The organism is Psychrobacter sp. H27 (genome assembly GCF_059072655.1).
Window position 1 is genome coordinate 37,420 of the sequence record NZ_JCACRX010000001.1, and the last position, 26,197, is coordinate 63,616.

A 26,197-nucleotide genomic window follows, 5' to 3' on the forward strand; every position below is an offset into this window, starting at 1 on the left:
GGAGCCTCAAACAGCAGTGACCCGCTCAGTAATATTGAGGAAATAATAAGCAATAAAAGTGACCAAAAAATAAAAACTTAAAAATAGCGACTTATTGTGAAATGCTATTATCAATGCTACTATCAAATGGCAATGATTGCCTGTATTTAGTCTGCTGTCTATTGAAGCGAAATATAGCTTTGGAGCAGTGCTAAGTCAGCTTTGAGCAGTGGTGTCGGTTCATGCAGTGTAGCGAGGTAGATGGTGAGTAAAAGTACTACAGAGTAGACTAAATAAGCCTAACACCGTATCTGATTTATATATAATTAACGTTATAATAATCTCTAGGTATCTTGTAGTACGCTACTAACCGACACCGATTGCTCTTTATGCCATATTCCCTTTTCTCTTTTTAGGTTACCTAACTTGTTCACCACTTTTATGTTTGTACCTCGTTTATGTCGTCCGCGCGCTCATCGTGAAGACGCATCTGCAGAACCTCCCCCGAGAATGAAGCATAGTTCTCAAATTGGTTATACATTTTTTTCTGCGTTAGCGTTATTGATGCTACCGCAGTCTGTATGGGCAGCTGGTGCTGTAGCCACAACAACCGCTGCTGCTGCACCAACTGCGCTCAGTGTTTCTCTCTTGATATTTTTTGTCTTGCTCGCTATTGGCGTCTCTTTTGTCTGTTCGCTTGCAGAATCTGTTCTGCTTAGCATGACGCCATCGTTTATTGCCGATGTGCAAGAAACAAGCCCCAAAAAAGCAGCGATGCTAAAGAGCCTTAAAGTTGACAATATCGATCAGTCATTGGCTGCTATTTTGACCCTAAATACGGTCGCTCATACGCTTGGCTCTATTGGGGCTGGTGCGCAGGCTACGATCGTATTTGGTAGCGCTTGGTTCGGTTTATTCTCTGCCATTATGACGCTTGCCATTTTGTTTTTGTCTGAGATTATTCCAAAAACACTAGGTACAGTCTACTGGCGTCAGCTGAGTGGCATGGTGGCATATTTTGTCCGCGGTATTATCATGATTTTGTACCCACTTATTTGGGTATCAGAGCGCTTGACTAAACTATTGGTACGCGGCAAAGAGACGCAAACGTTTAGCCGTCGCGAGTTTGCTGCACTTGCTAGCATTGGTGAAGAGTCAGGTCAGATCGATCCATTAGAGTCACGTATTATTCGTAATCTACTGGCGTTTGGTGCTATAAAGGTCGAAGACATCATGACGCCGCGCTCAGTGATGCTTGCATTTGAAGAGAACAAAACAGTGGCTGAGTTATTGGTTGATCGCCCAAAACTGACCTTTTCTCGACTGCCTATTTATGATGGCGACTTAGATAATATTACAGGTTTTGTCCTAAAGACTGACATGTTATTGGCCAAGGTCAATCATGCTATGCATAAGCCATTGACTCAGTTTAAAAGAGACATTACTTTTGTGTTCTCTAAAATGAAGCTATTCGATTTGTTAGAGCTTATGCTAAAAAACCGTATTCATATTGCGATTACTGTCGGTGAATATGGCGAAGTAAAAGGCTTGGTCACGTTAGAAGATGTCTTTGAGACACTACTAGGGCTTGAGATTGTTGATGAGATAGATCGCGTAGAAGATATGCAGGCCTTAGCTCGACAAATGATGGACAGACGTGTAGAACGTTTGGGTATGAAGCTCAGTGACGACGAGCAAGATGACGATAGCAATAGCGACGCCAAATTCTAGTATTGAGAGCTGATCTAGTATTAAGAGCCACTATAAGAGCCCTTGAGATCAAATGTTATGGTACCAAACGTCATAAAAATAACCGTTTTAATGACGTGCGGTGTCATAGCCGCAAATGTGAGACTTCTGCGTTTTGTTAGTCGCAATAATTACACAGGGTGTCACATGGCTGTGAGAATTCGATGATAGGCTCGGCATATTATATAAGTATAATCATACAGATATATCTATAAAAACGTACTGCCAAAATAAATGATAAAGAGCGTTGATCGTCACTATATGACGCTAACGAAAAATATCGCTAAGGATTATCATGAAAAAACTATTGGGTAATGGGCTATTAGCTCTCTTGGTAAAAGGCGCCAGCATCACTGCGATAGTAGCAGTAGCCAGCACTATTAGCATCAGTGCACAAGCTGCCACGATGACAGAAGCCTTGGTGCAAAATTATGCAGCAGCAATGAAGTCCTCTGCAAATAACCAAAGCATCAATCAAGTGGCGCGTCTTGTATCTGATGATGCGCTGATTTCTTTATCTAGAAAGGGTAAGTCGACTAGCCTAGATAAAGACGCCTACTTGAGACTATTGCAGAATAGCTGGAACGATACGTCGAATTATCGCTATGACATATCAGTAGATAATGTGGTCATCACAGGTGATCAGGCCAAAGCCAATGTCACAACAAACGAAAGCTGGATCAAAAACGGTCAGCCAGTATCGTTTGTTACCACCTCTCGCGTGACGCTGACGGTATCTACTGGTAATGCCATACTACTGCGCGCAGTATCACAAGTAGCTATTAACTAAGTCTGACTCAGAACAAGCGTAGTTAGCTGCTGCCTATTACCTGTTAACAAAAAGAGTAGGTAGCCAAGCATATCCGTCAGACAAAGCAAAAAACGGTTATTTGTTTGAAAAAGTAGCCAGTCTGATTGTCGATGTCAAAACCTATGACTAAGGATTTTGACATTAAAGGTCTGACATCAAAAGTCTTTAAAAGGTCCCAGCTTTAAACGATTCTTTAAACGATCATTACTATCTTTTATATTAGGCTGGTTTTTGCTTTACGTTGCATACTATACTATCTATCAACTTTATCTTATCACTTTCTGTCGTTAGGAAACCTCCAATACCATGTCTACTGTGCTATCAAAATCTCGCTCGTTTGTCGCGTTACCCTTGACGCTTGCAGTATCAACGTTACTCATCAGTGCGTGTAGCAACACCTCAGCAGTAAAAAACACAGGTGCGACTAATAGCTCATCTGTTGTTACTAAACGTCCTGCTACTCAAGTGGCGACGAATAGTACCGATTATTCTACAGCGTTTTTGGACGCAGAGAGTTTAGATGAGTTGGCAGATTTGTTAGAAGCAACTGACATGACAATGGTGGAGGGCAACCAGCTTGCCATTCAACAGTATGGTGATTTGTGGAATCGCCTGCGTGCCGGTTACCGTATGAACGGTGGTAAGCCGATTTATAATCAGCGTATCGAAGGACAAAAAAGCTGGTTTACTAGCAGACAAGACTACCTAAACCGTTTAACAGCGCGTGCCAGCCGTTATATTTATCATACGGTACGAGAAGCTGAGCGACGTAATATCCCGACAGAGCTGGCTTTGCTACCCGTTATTGAGAGCTCGTATGACCCAAGCGGCACCAGTAGTGCAGCCGCTGCAGGGCTATGGCAGTTTATTCCAAGTACGGGCCGTATTTATGGTTTGAACCAAAGCAGTACTTATGATGGTCGCCGTGACGTGATTGAGTCGACCCGTGCCGCTTATGACTTCTTGACCGCACTGCACAACCAATTTGGTAGTTGGGAGCTTGCGCTGGCGGCTTATAATGCAGGTCCTGGTCGTGTACAAAAAGCCATTGATGCGAACGCTGCACGCGGCTTGCCAACAGATTACTGGTCACTGCAGCTGCCTACAGAAACCATGAACTACGTACCACGCTTTTTGGCAGTTGCCGAAATCGTTGCCAAGCCTGAACAGTATGGCGTATATCTACCCGCTATTGCCAATCGTCAGCATTTCCGTAGTGTACCAGTCAACTATGGTGTGAGCTTGTCTGAGGTGTCACAGCTCACAGGTGTGACTTATGATGAGCTCGAACGACTCAATACGGCATTGACCTCAGGTCGTGTTGATTCTTCAGGTCCGCAGCGTGTCATTATTCCTAACGATGTTAGCCTAAATGCTGATGCTAAACTGAGCCTATTGCGCGGCAATGGTACAGGTAACGTATTGGCATCTGGTAATACAAGCACACCGGCGTCAACGACACCAAGCTATAATAACAAGCCATATACCTCATCATCACTACCATCTAGCAGCAGCGCTTTAGCTGATTATGCTGCTAGCGCGAGCGTCCCTCAGCAAACGACAAGCTATATCTCACCATCGGCTCAAACGACGAGCAGCTCTGTTTATAGCGGTAGTGCCTCAGTGCGTACTGAGCCACCATTGACCAATGCTGAGACCAAAAAAATCAATGCTGAGCTTAAGAGTAGCAACAGTCTACCGACCACTTCAGCTCAAATCACTCAGAACAATACGATTGTCCAAGAGCCACCACTGAGTAAAGAAGAGCGTGATTTCATTGCCAATCAAATTCGTAGAAGCACCTCTGAAACTAACGTAATTAATGCTGATGGTAATATTAACCTATCAGCCGTTCAAACGCAGCAGTCTATCCTAGAAGCAAGTGGTGCAGAGAAAAAACTTAGCTTTGCAAAGTCATCGGCCAGCAAGCCGAAACCGCAAGGTACGCGCAGCACTTATACTGTCAAGCGTGGCGACACGCTATCGAATATTGCGAGCCGTGCTGGGGTAAACTGGCGTGATATCGCAGAATGGAACCAAATAGACGCCAGTGCCAACTTATTGTCTGGTAGTACCTTGTATCTATACAATGCTAAATCTATCGAGCCATTAGCTGCTGCCAATAATGCTGCAGCCAGCCAGCCTGATAGCTACGTTGTACAAGGCGGAGACACGCTCATCGGTACGGCCAATCGCTTTGGCTTATCAGTTACGCAGCTTGCCAGCTACAACAATCTTAGTAGTCGTGCAGATCTGCTTAGAGGACAAAAGTTGTGGTTGATACCGGGCAAAGTGACTGCACCGGCGACAACACCTGCGGCACCTTCTACTCGGTCGAACAAGTCAAGCGCCGCAACCAAGAGTTATAAAGTAAAATCAGGAGACGGTCTGATTGCTCTAGCGCGTCAGTTCAATGTATCAACAGACACATTAGCCAGCCTAAATGGTATCAATACCAACAGCTCACTATATGTTGGTCAGACATTAAAAGTACCATCTAGTGTTAATTTTGATACAGCAAGTACGTCAAGCTCTAGTAATGCCAGTAGCGCAAGCTCAGTAGCGACCACCAGTTACAAGGTACAATCAGGTGACACCTTGATTGGCATTGCCAATAGTGTGGGTGTTAGTGCCGCAGAGATTGCTGCTGTTAACAGCAACTTTGATGCAAGAGCACGTCTCCAACGTGGTCAAACGATAAAAGTACCTGTTTCTAAAGAATTGGTTGATCGTCAGCTCAATGATAAAGCGGTTAGCTATAAAGTAAAATCAGGTGATACGCTAACTGGTGTGGCGAGACGCTATAACATCGGCTTGAGCGATTTGGCATCAGCGAATAACTTAACGACCACTTCTAATTTGATACTGGGTCGTACGATTACGATTCCTGCTGGTGGCAGTGTTGCAAGTGCCTCTAGCAGTAGTTCTACTAGTAGTAACAGCAGCAGCTCTGCGAGTAGCGGAGCAAAACTGAGTAACACCGAAAACTACAAAGTCCAATCAGGTGATGGTTTAATTGCTTTGGCACGTCAATTTGGAGTTTCTGTTGAGGATTTAGCAGCGACGAATAATCTGGCAACTAACGCACAGTTACAGCGTGGTCAAACCCTTAAAGTACCAAAAGTAACTGTAAGCTATACCGTTGGTTCAGGCGATAGCTTGATCGGTCTAGCACGTAAGTATGGTGTATCAACGCAAGAACTGGCTGATATGAATAACATCGCTGCTGACACTATGTTGCAGCGTGGTCAGCGTCTGACAGTACCCAACCGTTAATGAGACCTTAGATACGGTATCTAGATATCGTTTTGATTGACCGTATAACAAAAAAGCTGCTCTTAATAAGAGCAGCTTTTTTTTGGATATTTAGTTTTACAAGTTTCTATCCAATAGAGATCTATCGACTAGACAGTTTGAGTTTTGATGGTCTCAAGGTAGCTTCTGATGTTACTGACATAATGCATTGCTTGCCCGTAGCGACTGTTGGAAGCTTTGTTATCTGCTAAATAAGCATAGACGTTCGCCCAGCTCTTATCATCAATACCTTGAGCACGTAGTTCACGCTGAATTCTTTTGACTGCATTGGGACCCATGTTATAACCTGCAAGTGCAAACCAAATACGATCAGTTTTGGGCACATCAGAGAAGTCATCTTTGACTTGCTCTAGATAGCGTGCACCGCCACCAATGCTTTGGTATGGATCAACACGATCTGATACGCCCATCGCTTTTGCAGTGTTGTTGGTCAGCATCATCAGGCCACGTACGCCAGTCGGTGACACCGCATCGGCATCCAGATGAGACTCTTGATAACCCATAGCCACTAGCAATTCCCAGTCATGATTATAGTTGCGCGCTTGCTCTTCAAACGATGATTGATAATCAGGCAGTTTTTCTGTCAAAGTTTTTTGGAAATGATCCTGACTATAAGCGTCCTTTAGCAAGTTCTGATTGTAGAATGCTGCCAATTTCTGTGTGTTTTGTAGCTTGATGCTATCACATAAAAAATAACTGGCTTTTTTGGATAGTGGGTCATTAGATGAGCTAAACGTCCAGCTGACTTTTGGATGCAAGCCATTTTTAGTCAAGCTGGCATCATAACCACAGCTGACATTGATAGAAGATAGATTAAGTTGGCTTTTTAGCTTAGTGCTGGCAGTGGTCAATGCCATATCAGCATCACCTGATCTGATAGCTTTTAGCGCAGCTTCCTCATTAGCATAGGCTTTTAGGTCAATATCAACACCAAGCTCGTCGGCGTAAGTGCGCACCAAATCAAAACCAAAGCCATGCTGGAAGCCATCAGTCGCAAAATAGGTACTATCGCCTGGTACTGCGGCAATGGTTAAGGTGTTCTCCAGCATGACATTGGCATAGGCTGGCACAGGCGCGCTCATAGTGGTCAGACTCTCTGCTGGCAGAGAGAGTAGTGCTATACTGGATACTTGTGCCAGCTTCTTGGTTCTGGCAAAACGCCCTGACGCAGTAGGGGTAACGGATGAAACGATGTTACTTTTGGTGTTAAGCAGGCGTTTAGATGGACGCAGTAAATAAGAAATACGGCGTTTGGCCCCTTGCGCAGATACTTTTACACGATAAGTAATACGTTGCATGGATGTCTCCTGATTTTAGCCATCCTTCTTACCGCAAAAACACATAAAGGCAAGTGCACGTCATCTTGCACCTATCGATATAGCGTCTCAGACGATAGGGTACTTTTGAATAAAACAAGTACATATCATCTTGCTTGAATACAGTGCCACTAGCATACTCTCTCTAAGAGTTAGCGATGTGAGCGATCATTAACCAGGGATTCAGGTATCCTCTATATCATCACAACAGTCGTCTCAAAATCTGGACGCACGACTATAAGAAGGATATGGATCAGATGATTCCTTCATCAATATTTCGATGTGGCTAATGGTCAAACAACTATATGTCAAACATAGGTAAGGTCATGAATAAGTCATTGGGACAATGACATAGTAATAACAGTACTGGGATATTTTGAGGTTAAAATAAATATCTCCGTCTACCTTTACTATGCAACTTTGAAAACTGGCGACACCTTGTATTATTAGTAATAAGGCGGCTTGCTACAAAATTTTTTGTCCAGCGATAAGAGTAAGTACAGTAGCTATCAAACAACAGATAAGCCATGTCATACTGTCACCGCGACACTAAAATCAAAAACACGATGCTGCCAAAATGTAGTGCATACATCGTGTCTGATTGACCAATATTCTAAAATACAATTACTTATGATGCGTAATAAAATCTTAGATTAGGGCCAATGTCACTCTAGTGCCATAACCGGAAGCTGTAATAATGGGAAGTTTCATGACAAAACGTTCTTTCTTACAGGTAGTAATATGCGGTTACCGATTGTATTATTCAAGTAGAGTTAAGAAAAAAGCGATAAAACTTAACAATAGAGACATAAGCGGTTAAATTTCCATAAATTAATTACTTGTTATTCACAAAAAGGCTAATAATGGTAGAAAACAAATAAAAAATGAATTTGAGTAAGTTTAAAATCATCGATTTCAATCTGTTTTTCTATCATGTAACTGTCTATGCGAGCTGTACTGACTGTTTAAGCAGGATTATCAATATCGATAAATGTTACTGGCAGCTCGAATTTTTTGGCAATGACGTCGCCTAATGCTTGGATACCGCCACGCTCGGTTGCATGATGACCACAAGCAAAATAGTCGATACCCAACTCTCGCGCACTATGTGTGGTGCGCTCAGATATCTCTCCTGATATAAAGGCATCACAGCCCATAGCCGCCGCTTGGTCAATCATATCTTGGGCACCACCGGTGCAAATACCCACTCGTCTGATCAGTCTGCTCTGTATATGAGCATCTGCGTTGTTTTCATAATTGGCTGAGATATGAAGTGGCGTACGTCCTAATGCTTGAGTAATTGTGGCGATAAGATCATCAGTAGTTTGCGGTGCACAAGTAGCAATATTACCAACAGGGTGCGACTCGTGAGGATAGAGCGCACCAGTCATTGTCATACCTAAAACATCAATCAGCTGGGCATTGTTGCCAATCACAGGATGCGCATCGAGCGGTAAATGATACCCAATCATGGAGATGCCATGCTGCATGAGTTTACGGACACGTCGACCCTTCATACCTGTAAGCGGGGCAGGTTCACCTTTCCAAAAGTAACCATGATGCACCATAATGGCATCAGCATTGTCGGCAATGGCGGCATCAATCAAGGCTTCACAAGCAGTTACGCCAGTGACAATACGCTGAATCGGTCGTCCACCATCAACTTGTAGTCCGTTTGGCGCATAGTCTTTAAATGCATTGGTAGATAAATACTCATCGCAGAACTGGGTCAGCTCTTGTGCGCTGATGCTACTGGTCGAAGATTTAGTCGTGTTTTGGGTCATTAGGTTTCCTTATTCTTATCGTATCGGTCTCTGTGGCAAGTATTTTACATGGTTTTTATTTTAACATGACCCTGCAAAAGAGTAGACAAGATGGATAACTGAAACGGTACACGATACGTTACTATTTCACGGCATTGCGGTTATAATTTATACATGTAAGTCTGCCTATCTGTGCATCCGTTGCCTAGCCAGACAATGAGATGCGATCAGTCGCAACCAACTTACTTTATCTCTTATAATTTCATTTTTCACTGTTTGTTTGCATTACATTTATAGAGGTTCTATATGTCGTCATCCCAGAACACCCATAACAAGGCATCCCTATTAAAATGGTTGCCTTGGGTTTTATTGTTGCTAGTGTTAGCAGCGTTTATCTGGTTGTTTATGAGTATGAAGTCGACATCAGAGGCGACATGGGAACCACCAAGAACCACGCCAGCTGAGCAGCAAGCCTCAGCACCAGTGGCAGACACGCCAGCGCCGATATCTTCTTATCACAACGCAGTGGCACGCGCATCACAGTCGGTGGTCAATATCTATACGACCCAAGCGATGATGGAGCATCCTTATATGGATGATCCTGTATTGCGCCGTTTCTTTGAGAACCATAGCGGACCGTCACAAGATCAAGGGTCGACCAATCTAGGCTCAGGGGTTATCGTATCAGAAGACGGCTATATCGTGACTAATGCTCACGTGATCGAGAAAGCCGATGAGATTACAGTCGCGTTCAACGATGGTCGCAAGAGCCGTGCTAGAGTCATCGGTACTGATCCAGACAGTGATCTGGCAGTGATCAAAGTCGATATGACAGGACTGACGCCCCTTGGTTTCCGTGAAGACCCAATCCGTGTTGGCGATTTGGCCCTAGCTATTGGTAATCCATTTGGGGTCGGTCAAACGGTGACCCAAGGAATTATCTCAGCGACTGGACGTACTGGACTGGGGGTCAATAAATTCGAAGACTTTATCCAGACAGATGCGGCAATCAATCCAGGCAACTCGGGCGGGGCACTGGTCGATGCGCGTGGTGAGCTGGTCGGTATTAACACCGTAATATTCTCACGCTCTGGTGGCTCGATGGGGATTGGTTTTGCGATTCCTACAGCGCTCGTTGAGCAAGTGATGAATGCGCTTATTAAAGACGGCCGCGTCAGTCGTGGCTGGCTCGGTATCGAGATTCAGTCACAACTACGTGACCCAACGCAGCTTGAAACCTCAACTGGTGTAGAAGTGCTAAATGTCATTCAAGGTGGTCCTGCTGCCAAGAGTGGACTGCGTGTTGGTGATATTATCCTAACCATCGATGGTGTCGAGATGACCGATGCCAATACCTTGATCCAGTATGTCGCTCGTAAGCCGCCAAATACTGAACTGGATGCACAGATACTACGCCAAGGCAAAAATGCACAAGTCAAAATCATGCTAGAGGAGCGTCCTGTCCAAGAGCTTATCGAGCGTCCTGTGGTACTGCAAGGAGAGAGTATGGGCGGTATGGAAGCAGAGCCAAGTATTCAAAGTGATGAAGAGGCGCCAATGATGTCAAAAGCAGAGCGTGATCGTATGCGCGAAGAGCTGATGAAACTGTTTGAACAAGATACGTCGGCACAGTAAGGTGTATTGATAATATATGCTCTTCACTAGCATATTGATTTAGCTGGTCGCATAAAAAAGCGCGCTCCTTATCCAAAGGGGCGCGATTTTTTTTGACGGTTCGAACGATTTTTAGCAACGCTGACAGTCGTAAGCTTAGGGTTTTGTGTTTACCATTATATTATGACTTTTCAATGGGGTCATGATTGATATGAATAACCCCTTGCACTCGGCAGCAGCAGGGTAGGATCTCATCGTCCTCAATCATGGCGAGCGGATCAAACGGATAGTCCACCGTATGCGAGCTGGCAATACGCTTGACTCGGCAGCTACCACAATAGCCCTCACGGCATTGATAGTTGACTTCATGACCAGTGCGCAGCAGACCATCAAGCAGACTTTCATCGTCATGCAAGTAAAATTGCTGCTTACTGGTCATTACCCACGTCATAATTTATCCTATTGGGATACGTCTTTGCTGTTACTGCTATTAAAACGTAAAACGGTTACAACTCAAAGCTCTTATAATTCAAAATCATCAAAATCACTATCTGACAAATCTGAATCAATCTGACCAACCAAGTACGAGCTAATCTCGGTCTCTTGCGGTGCTACTTGCACATTGTCAGACGACAACCACGTATTGATCCACGGAATTGGGTTTGATTTTGAGTTCGGGAACGCCGCTGGCAAGCCGACGGTCTCCATACGCAAGTTGGTGATGTATTCGATATATTGGCAAAGGATGTCTTTGTTTAGACCAATCATTGAGCCGTCTTTGAACAGATAGCCTGCCCATTCTTTTTCTTGCTCAGCAGCCTTGCGGAAGATTTCGATACTTTCTTCATAGCACTCTGCGGCAATCTCGACCATCTCAGGATCGTCACGACCGTTACGCATGAGGTTTAGCATATGCTGCGTACCAGTCAAATGCAACGCTTCATCACGAGCGATTAGCTTAATGATTTTGGCATTACCTTCCATCAATTTACGCTCAGCAAAGGCAAACGAGCAAGCAAACGACACATAGAAACGAATGGCTTCTAGAACGTTGACCGCCATGATGCATAGATACATCTGCTTTTTCAACGATCTTAAATCAACCGTGACTTGCTCGCCATTGATGTTGTGCGTACCTGGCCCATACAAGCTATATAGCTGTGAGTTGCGATACAGCTCATCATAATACTGGGCGATATCAGAGGCACGGCCTAAGATGTGCTCGTTTTGCATAATGTCATCAAAGATAATATTTGGGTCATTGACGATATTACGAATGATATGCGTATAGCTGCGTGAGTGAATGGTCTCAGAGAACGACCATGTCTCAATCCACGTCTCAAGCTCAGGGATAGACACCAGCGGCAGTAGCACCACATTTGGACTACGACCTTGGATAGAGTCGAGTAGGGTCTGGTACTTGAGGTTGCTCAAAAATATATGCTGCTCATGCGAGGACAGATTACTAAAGTCGATACGGTCTTTTGATACATCGACTTCTTCTGGACGCCAAAAGAACGATAGCTGCTTTTCAATCAATTGCTCAAAGATAGGGTGCTTTTGTTGGTCATAGCGTGCCACGTTGACGGGCTGACCAAAGAACATCGGCTCTTTTAGCGCATTGTTTGGCGTTTGAGAAAAAATCGAGTAAGTCATGGGACTGCCTTTATAATTGATACGGTTATTAATTTATATGGGTTTGACTGGTTTTGATTTGATGTTATGACACGTTTTTGGATTATATCGTTTTAGCTCAGAGGTTCTCTAGTGATATCTGTGACGACTCTTGCCCATCGTTCATATAGGCTTTGAATATCTCGCTCAGTTCACTATCATCGAGTGCTTCTAATTCATCAAGCGCGCTTTTGCGTAGGGTACTCACATCCGACTCTTCCGCTGTTGTTTTTAAGTCTTTTTTAGCCGCTCTTGATGCTGGTTTTTTGGCTGCTTTCGCCACGCTTTTTTTGGCGACAGTTGCCTTTGGTGCTTCATTCATGCCTAACTGCTGACGCACCTCTGCAATATCAACCTCGACTTGTACGATATGCGAGCCACCATCGTTTAGGTCTGAAAATACGTTTGGGATAAACAAACCACCGTCTTTGATGATTGCGGTATATTGCACATGACCTCCGTTTTTGGTGTTGGTTCTTTGATAGCGTTTAAAGTTCTTGATCTATTTCTTCACCTATTACATTGAGATAAGCTTGCAAATCAATAGCTGGAATAGTTCCTATCGCTTGCTGAAGATAGCGAGTTAATTGCATAAAGAAAGTAATTAATGAATTTTCAGCTTTGCTAAAATTCACATCATCAAATTGTCTAGACTCATAATAATCACTTATTCGCTTAGAGAAATCATCTTCTGTGATATCTTCTTCACCATTATAATCAACATAAAAACTGCCATAGTCCACAACACACCCTAAATCTATTCCCTTTAATCCATCTAATTTTTCAAGATGTTGCTTAATAGTATTGTTGTTCTTATGACTATAGGTATTTGTAGTAGCTAAAAATCCACCTAGTATTTTAGTCAATGGTCTAGGTGGAAACTTTTTCCCAGAGTTAATCATCGAAGTAGATGTTCGAGTTAATTGTCTAACGCTCTCTATTTTTTTACCTGCGTACTCTATGTAACTATCTGAACCAACATTACCTTTTATATCAGGCTTAACCTCAAAAATAGCATAAACACCTTCGGCAGGAACATAATGGAAACCATTTTGTGTAAAAATAAATGGAGTAAAGTAATTGTCATAAATAACTACATCGATTTGATCGCTCGTGTTTCCTAGATGGTCAATGATAATTGCTTTATCTACGCTATAACGGTTAGGCAGGTAACTTCTCAACCATTCAATCCATGCATTCTCTAAAGAGTCACCTTTTGAACCAGGATGATGTATGAAAGCTCTATTAGTACTTAGTTGAGCAGACATTTGCTGTTGCATGCTTGCAAACAACTCTGGTAGTGCAATCTTATTCATATAGCTCTAACCTATTGTTATTAAGAACAAAGAAATTAAAATCCCTCAAACTATCGCTAGTAATACTCAAAATAAGCAAGATAGGATTGTCAATTTTCACATCTTTTTCATGAGCAATGCTAATCATTGCACTTAAATCTGTTGTGCTATACCATGCTTCACCATCTGGATGAGTATGCCACTCACCAATATAGTAGAGTCCTTTGTCTATAAATAATTTTTTTAACTCGGATTTCAGATAGTTAGACTCTCTAGTAAACTCAATTCGACTACTCTTAAAAATCTCTGCTGTGATTGTTTGTTCAATATACAAGGTTTTAAAATCATCAGAATATTTGCCAATTAAAAAGCCACCATACTCTTTAGGGTAGTGTCCACAGCTTGACTGATAAATACTTTTTAACAAGCTATCTTCGACTACTAATTTTAAATTCTTGTAGTGTTTGGTAATAGTCAAAACTTACTCACTTTCAAAGACTCATAATTATTATCTTGATTAATTACAAAGCTATTCAGCTGTTTGTTACTAACCATGATATTGATATGTTTTAGAGCAAAATGTATAAGTGTAGAAATATCGTTGTAAGAAGCCTTGAAAGTAGGACTCCAGCAGCCTAAAGGATTATATAAATCTTCGACGTCATTTTCTAAAATATTATCAAACTGATGTCTAACGAACTTATAAGTATCTGGTGATACACCACAGACGAGTGATTGAGCATGATTGGTAATAGATAAGTTAATAATAATGGATGTAATATCAATTTTATCTAAAATATGCATTAAATCATCATCTGTAGAGCAGTCAAATATATAATCATAGTTTGATAATTCTGCTCTGATATTATCAGCAAAAAGTTCGACGTAAGAATCAGATTTCAAATACTCTGTAAAAAGGCTATTACTAGCTATAATATCGATAAAAGGCGATATTTTATAAAGTAAAGATCGTAACTCATCTACCTTATTAGCATAAGCATATATAAACTCATATTCAGAACGACAAATATTTTCGGGTTTTTTAATATCATAATCAACTAATGATATGTCTCTGCAGCCACACCTCGTTAGAATTTTGGCAACATTACTTCCAACTGCACCCACACCAATAACCAATATCTTTGCATCAGTTAAAGCTTTGTTGAAGGCTCCACGTCCAAAAAAATAAGAGTAAGATGAGTTATTTGTTACTGCCCATGTAATATCCTTATTTTTCAGTCTATAAATATACTTACCGTTTATATCAGTTGAACCTTCAAGGATACTCTCGTCGATACTAATCAATGCTACTTGCCAATGTATATTTTTATCTTTCGTATAAAAACCTATAAATAAAGGTATTGGTAATTTGGGATTATATGTGCTTCTTACACTAATCACATATCTAGAGAGATACTTTAGAAAATCTTGGCTAATTAGACTTTCGAAACTTTTCCAGTTATCAAAAGAAAATCGCTGATTAACAGCTGGAGCATCTTCAATAAAGACATACAGTCCTTGGTCACTCTGATTAGCACTCATGTAGTGGGAGTTCCAATCACAATTTTTGACCGTAAAACTTGAATGGTCAATAAAACTTTGAGCTAAATAATTACTCATACGACTTTTATAGTATGGCGAGCTAGTTAATGGTTTGAGAGAAACTATCCCAAACTCTCCTTTTTTGAAGCCTTCTTTTAAATCAGTAAACTGATAAGAATAATAACCATCATAGAAAGAACTACTGTTGACAATTATATGCTCATAATGACTATCTGTTTCTTCTTTAACTATATATTTAGTAATCCAATTTTTAATTGCATCGAAGTCCTGTATTAATTTTTGCTTAAAATCAATACAGTGTCGATTATGAAAACATACTGAGCCATCATCCATTACATGACTATATTCAATAAGATTAATATTCCGAAAAATTATTGTTTCAAAATCACTAAATTTAAATGGATATTGAGGATTGATTATTACTTCAAAAGTTATTTCCTCATCGAGACCTTCGAGATTAAAAGCTATGCTAAAACTTACAAGATCTTTGTTGAATTTAAGATCTTGTAAGTTTGAGATATAGCTTATGCTACTGATAGTATTTAGTAGTTCTTCTTGAGAAAATCTCATATCTAACCAAAACGCTGTTTAGATGAAGGAGTAGAAACTGGAGTAGCTCCAGCAACACCATAGCTCAAACTACTATTACTAGCTTCTTCAGAAAATTCTTTATTTTTCTCAAAATAGTATTCAATTTGTTTTTCGTTGTTCTCAATATTGGTTAGCATCCATTCAAAATCATTTTTTAATGATATTTTTTGATATGAATCTAATGTACTCATTAAATCATTGTTACTATTACCTGGGTCAAGCAGTTTAAATGTAGAGCTTTCAATATTATTTACAATATATTGGAGTACAGTCTTAAATTGCTCCCATAAATTACCTATAGGTGAGGTAATGTCATAAGCTTTGATAACTAAAAGTTCAAAGAAAAATGACTTATATTTTTTAGAATTCTGAAACTTCCAGATCTTCAGCAATCTAATAATTTTTCGTTCATTGTCCTTACCATTTATATGGTTAATCTGACTTTGGATATTAGTTTTTAAATATCCAGTCTCCGATGGATCTAAGGAGTTGATATGAAGGTTTAGGTTTCTTGTTTCAGTATAGCCATCTACTCGTGTTTCTCGAGCAGGTACAATATCTATATCAATACCATCTTCTTCAAAGGCTAGTCCAATAGAAACACCTTGCTTTCGAACCGTAGTTCTATCATTAAATTTATCATTTAACTTGTCATAAATGTCACTGAACATATCTTCTAATGTATTGAAGCTTTTATATTTAAAAGGTACAACTGCATCTAAGTCAAACTTTGTATTAACAGCAGTATGTTTACTATAAGATCCTGAATCAAAAGGACTATAAATTCTGCTACCGTATTCGGCATTTAAGAAATCTTTAATTTCATTACGTCTATCTCTATATTTATCAAAAACATCTTTTATGTGCTTCATCTTATGTGTTTCAAGTACTTCTTGTAGGTGGTTACTTTTATAATCAGCCATTATCTTAGTCCTTTAAATAGTGTTTATAAATCCATCTGAATAAATTAATACTGAATAGCGGGATTTAACTAAGAAGCCAAACCCGCCATCCTTTAGAACTTCCCCTGCAAACCTAGATCTTACAAGCACCGCCAGCACAATCATCTTCCATATCCGCTTGGGCATCGTTCGCACCATCACGAGTGTTATGGTAGTACAACGTCTTCACACCCATTTTATAAGCGTTTAGCAAGTCTTTTAGCAATATCTTCATCGGTACACGGCCACCTGCATAACGAACAGGATCGTAGTTGGTATTGGCAGAGATACTTTGATCGACGAATTTTTGCATGATAGCGACCAGCTTTAGGTAACCGTCATTGTTTGGCATTTGCCATAGTAGCTCGTACTGATCTTTTAGCTTATCAATCTCAGGCACGACTTGCTTCAAGATGCCGTCTTTTGACGCTTTGATAGAGACCAGACCACGTGGTGGCTCGATACCGTTGGTCGCGTTGGCGATCTGACTAGAAGTCTCAGAAGGCATCAAGGCGGTTAGGGTAGAGTTGCGTAGACCGTGCTCAGTGATCTCGCCGCGTAGCGTTTCCCAGTCTAGATGTAGCGGCTCTTGGCAGATTTTGTCCAAGTCGGCTTTGTACGTGTCAATTGGCAAGATACCTTGTGAATATGTAGTCTCATTGAATGCAGGGCACGCACCTTGCTCTTTTGCTAATTTGTTTGACGCTTTTAAGAGATAGAACTGCAACGCTTCAAACGTCTGATGGGTTAGACCAAGCGCGCTGTCGTCAGAGTAGCGTGCGCCATTCTTAGCTAAGTAGTAAGCATAGTTGATTACGCCTACACCGAGCGTACGACGACGCATGCTGCCGTTTTGAGCCGCTTTTACTGGATAGTCTTGATAGTCGAGCAGGGCATCAAGCGCCCGCACGATTAGCTCAGCTGGCTCTTCGATGTCGCTGACGTTTTCGACTTTACCCAAGTTAACCGCTGATAGCGTACAAAGCGCGATTTCGCCTTCTTCGTCATTGATGTTATCGAGTGGTTTGGTTGGTAGCGCGATTTCCATACATAGGTTTGACTGGCGAATCGGGGCAACCGTCGGATCAAACGGGCTATGAGTGTTGCAATGATCGACGTTTTGGATATAGATACGACCCGTACTGGCGCGCTCTTGCATCATTAGGCTAAACAAATCAGCAGCTGGGATTTGACGGCTACGAATGCTTGGGTCATTCTCGTACTTGGTATATAGTTCTTCGAATTTGTCTTGATCTTCAAAGAACGCATCGTACAAGCCCGGGGTATCACCCGGTGAGAATAGCGAGATGTCTTGACCTTTGATGAGGCGGGTATACATAGTTTTGTTTAATTGTACGCCGTAGTCCATATGACGGACACGGTTGTCTTCGACGCCGCGGTTGTTTTTGAGTACCAGTAACGACTCAACTTCCAAATGCCATAGTGGGTAAAATAGGGTCGCAGCACCGCCACGGACGCCACCTTGTGAGCAGCATTTCACCGCCGTTTGGAACAGTTTATAAAATGGGATACAGCCAGTATGCTGCGCTTCACCGCCACGGATCGGGCTACCAAGGGCACGGATACGACCTGCGTTGATGCCGATACCAGCGCGCTGTGACACGTAGCGTACGATGGCGCTGGTGGTCGCGTTGATTGAGTCTAGGCTGTCACCACATTCGATCAGTACGCACGAGCTAAACTGACGCGATGGCGTACGTACACCTGACATGATAGGTGTCGGTAGGGAGATTTTGAATTCTGAGGTCGCATCATAGAAGCGTTTGACGAAATCAAGTCGATCTGACTTGTCGTATTGGCTAAACAAGCACATACCGACCAGCATATATAAGAACTGCGGGCTTTCATAGACAGTCTTGCTCACGCGATCTTGTACCAAGTATTTACCAGCCATTTGCTCAACAGCGGCATAGGCAAGATTCATATCGCGCCAGTGATCCAGATACTCTTCTAGCTCGTCAAATTCAGCACGGCTATAGTCAGCTAGGATATGTTGATCGTATTTGCCAGCATCAGTCAAAGTTTTGACATGGTCATATAGGTGCGGCGGCTCAAACTGGTTATAAGCAATCTTACGCAGATGGAAGATCGCCAAGCGCGCGGCGAGATATTGATAGTCAGGCGTGGTTTCAGAGATGAGGTCAGCAGCAGACTTGATGATGGTTTCGTGAATGTCACGGGTTTTGATGCCTTCATAAAACTGAATATGGGATTTTAGCTCAACTTGCGACACAGAGACGTTGTCCAATCCATCCGCCGCCCACGCTATTACCTTATGAATTTTGTCTAAATTAATAGGCTCTAAACGTCCATCACGCTTGGTTACTTGGATTTTATCAATATGTGTCATGTTGGCCTCTATTTTGATTGCTTATAGTGATGCTGCGCGCCAAAGGAGCGGCAGACATTCTTTATAACGCTATTATGCGGGGTTGTGATAGGTCATTTTTTGGACAAAAGACTGCCACTACTCATAGTGATGGTTAAAATCACTGAGTACTACATATAGCGTGTTTGTTAATTGGTAGGCACAATATAGCGGGAAAATTTTGAAAATACTATATTGATTTTAGAATAAAACTATGTTGCTACAAGGTTGTAGGCAGTCTAAATTTTGGCAAAGGACGATGGGATAAGGGTTAGACGCGAATGCGGTCAATAATAAATTTTTTGTAAAAATATCGTGACGTTTCGCTTTTCATTCTCTCGGTTATTGTTGACTGAAAAAGGCAGTCATGACGACAATAATGCGGGCGCAGATTGTACATCAAACCACAAAAAATCGCCACCCGTATCTTATTACTAGCGAGTGACGATTTGGACTAAAAAGGCGTTAAAGTTTTTTATGCCACTTATAAAACAATACGAACCGTTTTTGCATTATCAAGTGCCGCATAAAGCGCGTTGACTTGCTCAGCAGCCGTTAGGTATAGATTGACCCGTGCTGAGTGAAAACGACCTGTCTTTGATGGCTTAACTTCGATAGACGCCAGATCAAAATCAGGGAACTGACTACCCAAGATGAGCTTTATCTCATTGAGTAAGCTCTCATGCTCGCCTTCATGACCAATGATACTTAATGGGTAGTTCATTGGAAAATCCCAAAGCTCTGGATTTTGGATATCCGTTTTTTTGCCTTTTAGAACGCCTTTATTTGGCGTCAGATCAGTGACTTTCACTGATGGCTGATTGCTGGTTGGGTTATTTGAATTATTGTCGTTTGAATCATCACTCATGATATGAGCCTCGCTTGTATAGGGAAATAAGAAAAAGTTAATCAGTAACTAGTAGTAAATAATGAAAAAATCACCGCTATAGACATACAGTGAGTCAGACATCTGCTTGAGTCATGCCAAAATCATAACGCAAAAATCTGAGACAGGCTCAGTATGGTCGTAAATGGCATTTGAATCAGTCAAGCTATAGTCGATTCAATTTAAAAGTAGTACAAGGCAACCGAGTGTAGATGTATGTGTGATACTTCAAGTGAGGTCAACGCTGTCTACTTTTATAGTGGAATGGCTATATTAGGTAGAAAATATATGCACTGTTTATAGTGGTCTATGGGCAATTATTCAAGAGAAGTCTGTATTTAGTCTGTTTTGAAGCTAGGTAATAAGCCAAATGGCTTTTATTAATAGCCATCAATAGCTATTGATAAAAACTACTGCAAATAGCCGTTGATGGGAGTGATATCAGGCGGGATATCCGTCTCTCCCAATGCCTCTCGCAGGTTAATCTCGATAGTGCGTGACAAGGCAGTCAAAGGTAGTTGGTTCGCGGCAAAGCCAAAAGGCTCTTCTAACTCTTCACTAAGCGCATCCAAACCAAAAAAGGTATAAGCAATCACTGCACAAATCAACGGGGTCGCCCAACCGAGTGAGGCCACCAACCCAAAGGGCAACATAATGCAATACAGATAGGTCGTGCGATGTACCAGTAGCATATAAGCAAATGGCAGCGGGGTGTTGTGAATACGCTCGCAAGCTGCCAGTACAATTGTCATCGAGGTCAGGCGCTCATCCATGTTCTGTATGACTTGCTCTGATACCATTCCTTGACGCCGAATATCGCCAAGCTGCTTACCCATTAAGCGCATTATATAGTCAGGCACATTTTTTGCTTGATGCATACCATCATGATGGATCGCTGCGACAAAAGGCTCGATATCCTCCCAAGGTGACGACCCACGTAGCCTGTGGCGCACAGCATGGGCAAAAGCAATGGTCAGATATATCATCGTTCGCTGAGTATTGCGTGCAGTCTCGTTGCTATCCTTGCCATCCTCTATGGCAGTTGTATTGTCCTCATCTATAAAGGACAGCACTTGGCGCGCTAAGCTACGAGAATCGTAGACCAGCTGACCCCATAGTGTTCGCGCTTCCCACCAACGTTGATAGCTGGCATTGTTCCGAAATCCAAGGAACAACGATAGTGCAATACCTATCAAGGTAAAGGTCGCCGTACCATAATAAGGGAACGAGTTAGGGTACCAGTGCTGGATAACCGTTATCAGCGTGCTAAGTAAAGTGGTCAGTAAAATCTGCGGATAGATCTTGGGAACAATAGAGCCGCGCAGGGTAAAAAATATTTTGAGTGCGTTTGGGGTTTGGCGGACAATCATATCGGCGTCCTAGCGGTGGGTTTTGTGGTCACACTAACAGCATTAGCATCAACATCAATATTGACTTCAATAGCCACAGGTCAGCCTAAAATGTAGCAACCTGTGTGAGCAGTTGATAACGCTGTAGTTGATTCGTTAAACACAAAAAAGCCGAGATAAACTCGGCTTTTTTGTGTCGCTGGCTTGAGTATTAGTCGTTCTCTAAGAACGAACGCAGATGCTCAGAGCGCGATGGATGACGCAGTTTACGTAGTGCTTTTGCCTCAATCTGACGAATACGCTCACGCGTGACGTCGAACTGCTTACCGACTTCTTCTAACGTATGATCCGTTGGCATATCGATACCGAAACGCATCTTGAGCACGCGCGCTTCACGTTCAGTTAAGTTGCCGAGTACATCACGAGTGGCTTCTTGTAGTCCAGCAGACGTCGCATCGTCGACAGGGCTTGAGATCGTACCATCTTCGATGAAGTCACCTAGGTGTGAATCTTCATCATCACCGATAGGCGTCTCCATAGAAATAGGCTCTTTAGCGATCTTGAGCACCTTACGGACTTTGACTTCGTCCATCTCTAGACGTTCGCCTAATTCCTCAGGCGTTGGTTCACGTCCCATTTCCTGTAGCAGCTGACGTGAGACACGATTGATCTTATTGATGGTCTCAATCATATGTACCGGAATACGAATGGTACGCGCTTGGTCAGCAATAGAACGGGTGATTGCCTGACGAATCCACCACGTAGCATAGGTTGAGAACTTATAACCGCGACGATATTCAAACTTATCAACGGCTTTCATCAGACCGATGTTACCTTCTTGGATCAGATCCAAGAACTGCAGACCACGGTTTGTGTATTTTTTCGCAATAGAGATAACCAGACGTAGGTTGGCTTCGACCATCTCTTTCTTAGCACGGCGAGCTTTTGCTTCACCAACTGCCATACGGCGTGCCACATCTTTCATGTCATGGATTTTCATGTCGAGCTGTTGCTCGTAGTCACGGATACGACGTTGTAATAAGATGACGTCATCAGTGACTTTTTCTAGCGTACCAGCAAATGCAGGCTTACCTTTGATACGCTCAATGAGCCAATCAACGTTGGTTTCATTGCTTGGGAAAGTCTTGCGGAACTCTTCGCGCGGCATACGACCACGGCGAATCACCAGACGCATGATCTGGCGCTCTTGCTTACGCACATCATCATAGACATCATGCATAATTGCCATGACTTGATCTGACAGACGGTTGTTTAGCTTCAACATCATGAAGCGTTCAGCAAGTAGGGCATACGCAGTATCTGCCTGCACGCTACCACGACCATAATCTAGCAAGGCTTGCTTGGCTTTGATGAATAGATGCTCGATCTCTTCTAGACGTAGACGTACTTCTTCTGGATCAAGACCGCTGGTTTCTTCTTCAGCTTCTTCTTCAACGTCGTCTTCATCTTCGTCTTCATCATCAAGGGCTTCGGATTTGGCATTGACCTTGGCTTTGATAACTGGTGGGTTTTCTTTTTCTTCTTTGATGCGCTCACGCTCTTCTTTCGCCGCTTCTTTTGCTTCTTGAGCAGCGATTTTGTCTTCTTCGGTTTCAGGGTCTAAGAAGCCAGTGATGACATCAGACAGCTTTTTTTCGCCGTCTTGTACTTTTTGATATTCATCAAGGACGAACTGTACGGTACCCGGCCAGTAAGACATGGCATGCTGCACGTCACGAATACCTTCTTCGATACGTTTAGCAATAGAGATCTCGCCCTCACGGGTCAGTAGATCAACGGTACCCATCTCACGCATATACATACGGACAGGGTCAGTGGTACGGCCAGGCTCGGTCTCAACAGAGGCGAGTACCGCTGCTGCTTCATCTGCTGCCATGTCATCGTCACTTGAATCATCATTCATCAAGATGTCATCGGCATCAGGAGCAGACTCAAAGATTTTGATACCAACATCGGTTAGCATCTGCACAATATCTTCGATCTGATCGCTTTCGGTAATAGAGTCGGGCAGCTGGTCATTCACCTCAGCGTAGGTAAGATACCCTTGCTCTTTGCCCATTTGGATTAAGGTGGCCAGTTGAGATGTGGACTTAGAAACTGACTTATCGTTCATAAATACTCGCTTACTTGCATCGGACATTTTTATATTGTGACGCGCTATCGCTCGCTCTTTGCGTTGATCTTATCAGTCGATTGATCAAAATATGGCGTAGAGGTTGTCAATAATATCAAAAATGAGTTGATATGAATAAAGGCTCAAAACACTACAATAACAATGCTAAAAAAATAACTATGCTAAAAAACAGCTAAAAATTAGAAAAGCTAAAAAACTTCAATACAGTACCTAAAAGAATATAGTACTCAAAATACAGTACTTAAAAATAGTATCTAAAAGCGGATACGTAAAAATAATACCTAAAATTTGTGCTTAACGATGCATGCTCGCAATCATTTACCAAGCAGTGCTGTCAATATACAGCGACACAGTTTAACACAGACCGCAGCTCTCAAGCACGAGCTAGTGATAGCTACTAGCCACTTTTACTGATTATTTATTATCAGTTGAATGATATAGGAGCTGCTCATGCTACTGGGTATAATCATTAGTAGTGGGGGCAGTAACTAAACTTTTAAAGGGTCGACATTTGAAATTGAGCATTAAGACTGGACAGTGACCATCTGTGATGAGCGTTCGGCATGTTGCGCGCGCAGCCAATTACTCAAATGCTGGGCTTGCATACGTACGATTGCTTGTTTGATATGATCAGGGTTTTTTATCAGCTCTTGCATTTTTTTCTTTATATTACGTTCAAGTAGTGAGCTTACTAGCTCTTCAATCAAATCATCAAGACTGAGGACGTTCCTTGCGGTTAGCGCTCTATAAAACCCGCCCCAACTACCGCTCAATGTCACTTGATTGGTATGATCAAGGTTGGATAATACAAAGTGTGCCGCTGCGTTGGCGTCTGTTGGTAAGTGCGTGATACAACGCTTGATGGTCGTGACGACATTCAATAGCGCAGCATCTTGCAAGTCTTCCCATGCGATAGCGCGCAATGCATCGCTCGCGGCCTTTTTTTGTATGTGGGCTGGCAGTTTTAGTCTTGTAAGACCAGACTGTTGCCATATTGACTCAATAGGATCATCGACTAACGCGCGCGGCTGAAACAAAAAACAAAGCTGCAGTTGCTGACTGATGGTCATGTCACCATCAAAATCTAACAATGCATCTTTGGCCTCGACATTTTGACTGCGCTTGCCGCCCAGCTTTTGATACACATCATTGTTGAGCAAATAGCGAAAGCTACTGCCTTTAGGTAAGGCGGTGGTCAACGAGCGTACTTGCGACATGAGTTTGGCTTTGCCTTCAGCCAGACTCATGTCATAGCGCTCACTCAAATACGCAAAAATATACTGTGATAGCGGCATGGCATTAGCGATTTGCTCACGCATGGCATCGCTGCCCTGACTTTTGATAAACGTATCAGGATCATGATTGTTAGGCAGGGTCAAAAACCGTAGCTCCTTGTCATCGGCCAATACAGGCAGAGCAACCTCAAGCGTACGCCAAGCGGCTTTTTGTCCGGCACTATCGCCATCAAAGCTCAAGGTAAGCGTTGGGTTTAGAGTCAATAAACGTGATATCTGGCTTTCATTGATGGCCGTACCCATTGACGCGACAGCACCATAGATACCAGCTTGGTAAAGCGCGATAACATCCATATAGCCTTCGACAACCAGCCAGTCGTTGGCACGCTGCTGACGCGATTCGTAATAGCCATAGAGTACGTGCTGCTTATGAAAGACAGGCGAGTCTGAGGAATTGATATATTTGGGCTTGACCTCGTCATCGAGCGCGCGACCACCAAAACCAATGGTACGACCTTGATTATCACGTATAGGGAAAATCACCCGATCGCGCAGCAGATCATAGTCGCGACCAGATTCCGACTGGCGCACTAGTCCCAAGGCTTTGAGTCCTTCAATATCTTGTGGAAACTGGTGCTCAAGATGTTGCCACCCAAATGGCGCATAGCCTAAACCAAAAGTCTCAAAAGTCTCTTCAGTGAGTCCACGAGACAAAAAGTACTGCTTGGCATGAGGGTGAGTGGTTAGGTTATGCTGATAAAACTGTTGAATTTGCTCTAGCAGCTCGTATAGGTTGCCATCTTGGTCAGTCGTCTCAATACTAGCTATGCCTGCATCGGTATCCGTCAGCCATGCTGGCGGGTAGCCATCATCCTGTGAATAATCGGACGGATATGAGTCCGCTGCGTATGGCACTGAATCGTAAGCATCTATCGGCGGGAAATTATCGTAGCCCTGAGCATCTGGATAACTGGGCTGATCCATGTAGCTTTGGTCGCGGTTATCTACATGGCTATGATTTGCATGGCTCTGATCTGCGTGACTATGATCTGAATGGGCTTGCTTTATATTGCTCTTGCTTGAGTCGCTAGCATTTGGATGGCTTCGATTGACAGCTTGACCTACGGCTGCGCTAGAACGGTTTTGTTCCTGCGGCGGAGTCACAGGTTTGGGTGCGCGGCGCTGGTAGCTGACGTTTTGTTGTTCTTCTTTTGGTACCTCAATGCCTGTTTGTTTGGACAGCTCATTGACCGCCTCAATGAAGGTCAAGCTCTCATAATCACGCAAAAAACTGATGGCATTGCCACCAACACTACAGCCAAAACAGTGGTAGATGTTTTTTTGTGGATTGACATAAAATGAGGGTGATTTTTCACCATGAAAGGGGCAACAGCCTTTATATTCACTACCAGCACGTTTGAGCGTGGTATGTCGACCAATAATGCTGATCAGGTCAGCTTGGCTATTTAATTGTTCAAGAATATGGTTAGGGATGCTCATACAAAAAACAGTTTACCATAGGTCAATTATATTGGGGCATAGCGAATAGCATACCACTAGAAAAATAAGGCC

Annotated in this window: 18 protein-coding genes; 4 read left to right on the plus strand and 14 right to left on the minus strand. The window is 42.7% G+C overall.

All coding sequences use genetic code 11. From position 1 onward, the window contains the following. The first annotated feature begins 489 nt into the window (after window positions 1–489). From AC5JPY_RS00170 to AC5JPY_RS00180, 3 genes are all read left to right on the plus strand, one after another. Complete coding sequence (locus AC5JPY_RS00170; protein WP_493851677.1) at window positions 490–1,710, plus strand: CNNM domain-containing protein; 1,221 nt, start codon at window positions 490–492, stop codon at window positions 1,708–1,710. Between the two features lie 313 nt (window positions 1,711–2,023). After that, a complete protein-coding gene (locus tag AC5JPY_RS00175; protein ID WP_319050289.1) occupies window positions 2,024–2,518 on the plus strand; it encodes a hypothetical protein in 495 nt (164 codons plus the stop codon). 327 nt (window positions 2,519–2,845) lie between these two features. Then, the gene (locus tag AC5JPY_RS00180) at window positions 2,846–5,815 is read left to right on the plus strand and encodes a LysM peptidoglycan-binding domain-containing protein (RefSeq protein WP_493851678.1); all 2,970 of its coding nucleotides are present in this window, start codon (window positions 2,846–2,848) and stop codon (window positions 5,813–5,815) included. Between the two features lie 128 nt (window positions 5,816–5,943). Here AC5JPY_RS00180 and AC5JPY_RS00185 read toward each other — a convergent pair whose 3' ends face one another. After that, window positions 5,944–7,152, minus strand: a complete 1,209-nt coding sequence (locus tag AC5JPY_RS00185; RefSeq protein WP_493851679.1) for a transglycosylase SLT domain-containing protein — start codon at window positions 7,150–7,152, stop codon at window positions 5,944–5,946. Window positions 7,153–8,135: 983 nt separating this feature from the next. Beyond that, window positions 8,136–8,954 (minus strand): Nif3-like dinuclear metal center hexameric protein, encoded by an 819-nt coding sequence (locus AC5JPY_RS00190; protein ID WP_493851680.1) that lies wholly within the window; start codon window positions 8,952–8,954, stop codon window positions 8,136–8,138. 285 nt (window positions 8,955–9,239) lie between these two features. Here AC5JPY_RS00190 and AC5JPY_RS00195 point away from each other — a divergent pair, with 285 nt between their 5' ends. Beyond that, complete coding sequence (locus tag AC5JPY_RS00195; RefSeq protein WP_493851681.1) at window positions 9,240–10,568, plus strand: S1C family serine protease; 1,329 nt, start codon at window positions 9,240–9,242, stop codon at window positions 10,566–10,568. Between the two features lie 160 nt (window positions 10,569–10,728). On the opposite strand, the gene yfaE is transcribed toward AC5JPY_RS00195, so the two are convergent. From yfaE to AC5JPY_RS00255, 12 genes are all read right to left on the minus strand, one after another. After that, entirely contained in the window at window positions 10,729–10,998 is a 270-nt protein-coding gene (yfaE, locus tag AC5JPY_RS00200) for a class I ribonucleotide reductase maintenance protein YfaE (protein WP_493851682.1), read from the minus strand. 71 nt (window positions 10,999–11,069) lie between these two features. Next, window positions 11,070–12,203, minus strand: a complete 1,134-nt coding sequence (gene nrdB, locus AC5JPY_RS00205; protein ID WP_201608429.1) for a class Ia ribonucleoside-diphosphate reductase subunit beta — start codon at window positions 12,201–12,203, stop codon at window positions 11,070–11,072. Between the two features lie 97 nt (window positions 12,204–12,300). Then, complete coding sequence (locus AC5JPY_RS00210; protein WP_493851683.1) at window positions 12,301–12,672, minus strand: hypothetical protein; 372 nt, start codon at window positions 12,670–12,672, stop codon at window positions 12,301–12,303. Window positions 12,673–12,709: 37 nt separating this feature from the next. Beyond that, entirely contained in the window at window positions 12,710–13,537 is an 828-nt protein-coding gene (locus AC5JPY_RS00215; protein WP_493851684.1) for a DUF6602 domain-containing protein, read from the minus strand. After that, a complete protein-coding gene (locus AC5JPY_RS00220) occupies window positions 13,530–13,994 on the minus strand; it encodes a M67 family metallopeptidase (RefSeq protein WP_493851685.1) in 465 nt (154 codons plus the stop codon). Before AC5JPY_RS00220 ends, AC5JPY_RS00215 begins: the two co-directional genes overlap by 8 nt. Continuing rightward, a complete protein-coding gene (locus tag AC5JPY_RS00225) occupies window positions 13,991–15,649 on the minus strand; it encodes a ThiF family adenylyltransferase (protein WP_493851686.1) in 1,659 nt (552 codons plus the stop codon). The genes AC5JPY_RS00220 and AC5JPY_RS00225 overlap by 4 nt, the downstream gene beginning before the upstream one ends. A 2-nt stretch (window positions 15,650–15,651) precedes the next feature. Next, window positions 15,652–16,593, minus strand: a complete 942-nt coding sequence (locus tag AC5JPY_RS00230) for a nucleotidyltransferase domain-containing protein (RefSeq protein WP_493851687.1) — start codon at window positions 16,591–16,593, stop codon at window positions 15,652–15,654. A gap of 112 nt (window positions 16,594–16,705) precedes the next feature. Then, window positions 16,706–18,982, minus strand: a complete 2,277-nt coding sequence (gene nrdA, locus AC5JPY_RS00235; RefSeq protein WP_493851688.1) for a class 1a ribonucleoside-diphosphate reductase subunit alpha — start codon at window positions 18,980–18,982, stop codon at window positions 16,706–16,708. Between the two features lie 502 nt (window positions 18,983–19,484). Next, complete coding sequence (locus tag AC5JPY_RS00240) at window positions 19,485–19,868, minus strand: YbeD family protein (protein ID WP_134292530.1); 384 nt, start codon at window positions 19,866–19,868, stop codon at window positions 19,485–19,487. Between the two features lie 428 nt (window positions 19,869–20,296). Beyond that, complete coding sequence (locus tag AC5JPY_RS00245; protein ID WP_493851689.1) at window positions 20,297–21,256, minus strand: bestrophin family protein; 960 nt, start codon at window positions 21,254–21,256, stop codon at window positions 20,297–20,299. A gap of 190 nt (window positions 21,257–21,446) precedes the next feature. Beyond that, window positions 21,447–23,369 (minus strand): RNA polymerase sigma factor RpoD, encoded by a 1,923-nt coding sequence (gene rpoD / locus AC5JPY_RS00250; RefSeq protein ID WP_493851690.1) that lies wholly within the window; start codon window positions 23,367–23,369, stop codon window positions 21,447–21,449. Window positions 23,370–23,914: 545 nt separating this feature from the next. Further along, window positions 23,915–26,125 carry a DNA primase gene (locus tag AC5JPY_RS00255; protein ID WP_493851691.1) on the minus strand — a complete coding sequence of 737 codons (2,211 nt, stop codon included), beginning with the start codon at window positions 26,123–26,125 and terminating at the stop codon, window positions 23,915–23,917. Between the last annotated feature and the right edge of the window lie 72 nt (window positions 26,126–26,197).

Excerpts from the sequence above, each read along its gene's own strand:
- AC5JPY_RS00170 (WP_493851677.1), top strand. The coding sequence starts at position 490 with ATGAAGCATAGTTCTCAAATTGGTTATACATTTTTTTCTGCGTTAGCG.
- AC5JPY_RS00175 (WP_319050289.1), top strand. The coding sequence starts at position 2,024 with ATGAAAAAACTATTGGGTAATGGGCTATTAGCTCTCTTGGTAAAAGGC.
- AC5JPY_RS00180 (WP_493851678.1), top strand. The coding sequence starts at position 2,846 with ATGTCTACTGTGCTATCAAAATCTCGCTCGTTTGTCGCGTTACCCTTG.
- AC5JPY_RS00185 (WP_493851679.1), bottom strand. The coding sequence starts at position 7,152 with ATGCAACGTATTACTTATCGTGTAAAAGTATCTGCGCAAGGGGCCAAA.
- AC5JPY_RS00190 (WP_493851680.1), bottom strand. The coding sequence starts at position 8,954 with ATGACCCAAAACACGACTAAATCTTCGACCAGTAGCATCAGCGCACAA.
- AC5JPY_RS00195 (WP_493851681.1), top strand. The coding sequence starts at position 9,240 with ATGTCGTCATCCCAGAACACCCATAACAAGGCATCCCTATTAAAATGG.
- yfaE (WP_493851682.1), bottom strand. The coding sequence starts at position 10,998 with ATGACGTGGGTAATGACCAGTAAGCAGCAATTTTACTTGCATGACGAT.
- nrdB (WP_201608429.1), bottom strand. The coding sequence starts at position 12,203 with ATGACTTACTCGATTTTTTCTCAAACGCCAAACAATGCGCTAAAAGAG.
- AC5JPY_RS00215 (WP_493851684.1), bottom strand. The coding sequence starts at position 13,537 with ATGAATAAGATTGCACTACCAGAGTTGTTTGCAAGCATGCAACAGCAA.
- AC5JPY_RS00225 (WP_493851686.1), bottom strand. The coding sequence starts at position 15,649 with ATGAGATTTTCTCAAGAAGAACTACTAAATACTATCAGTAGCATAAGC.
- AC5JPY_RS00230 (WP_493851687.1), bottom strand. The coding sequence starts at position 16,593 with ATGGCTGATTATAAAAGTAACCACCTACAAGAAGTACTTGAAACACAT.
- nrdA (WP_493851688.1), bottom strand. The coding sequence starts at position 18,982 with ATGACACATATTGATAAAATCCAAGTAACCAAGCGTGATGGACGTTTA.
- AC5JPY_RS00240 (WP_134292530.1), bottom strand. The coding sequence starts at position 19,868 with ATGAGTGATGATTCAAACGACAATAATTCAAATAACCCAACCAGCAAT.
- AC5JPY_RS00245 (WP_493851689.1), bottom strand. The coding sequence starts at position 21,256 with ATGATTGTCCGCCAAACCCCAAACGCACTCAAAATATTTTTTACCCTG.
- rpoD (WP_493851690.1), bottom strand. The coding sequence starts at position 23,369 with ATGAACGATAAGTCAGTTTCTAAGTCCACATCTCAACTGGCCACCTTA.
- AC5JPY_RS00255 (WP_493851691.1), bottom strand. The coding sequence starts at position 26,125 with ATGAGCATCCCTAACCATATTCTTGAACAATTAAATAGCCAAGCTGAC.